Annotated in this window: 1 protein-coding gene; it reads left to right on the top strand. The window is 64.5% G+C overall.

The window, feature by feature from the left end; genetic code table 11:
- Positions 1-22: 22 nt before the first annotated feature.
- Positions 23-445, top strand: a 423-nt coding sequence (gene msrA, locus J5M58_RS27000) for a peptide-methionine (S)-S-oxide reductase MsrA (RefSeq protein WP_207880494.1), incomplete at its 3' end; no start/stop codon positions are given.

The raw sequence follows: 445 nt of genomic DNA, 5'->3' as shown, positions 1-445 counted from the left end.
AAACGAACGAAAGGAAACCGATATGAGCGAAGCAACGAGCGAAGTCGCGACGCTGGGCGGCGGATGCTTCTGGTGCCAGGAAGCGGTGTTTCTCGATGTCGACGGCGTGACGGCCGTCGAATCCGGCTACGCGGGCGGCCCTACGCGCAACCCCGGCTACCGCGACGTGTGCGACGGCGACACGGGCCATGCGGAGGTCGTCAGCGTGAGCTTCGATCCGGGCCGGATCGGCTACCGCGAGATCCTCGAGATCTTTTTCGCCACGCACGATCCGACGCAGTTGAACCGGCAGGGCAACGACGTCGGCACGCAGTACCGGTCGGTGATCTTCACGCATTCGGATGCGCAGCGCGACGCGGCACTCGAGCTGATCCGCACGCTGGAGCGCGACAAGCTGTACGACGATCCGATCGTCACGCAGGTCGAGCCGCTGAACGGCAATTAC

The sequence above is a fragment of the Pseudomonas sp. 32_A genome (assembly GCF_017490905.1).
GTDB lineage: Bacteria > Pseudomonadota > Gammaproteobacteria > Pseudomonadales > Pseudomonadaceae > Aquipseudomonas > Aquipseudomonas inefficax.
Note: the sequence above shows the minus strand (reverse complement) of the source record. Positions and strands in the feature narration are given on the sequence as shown.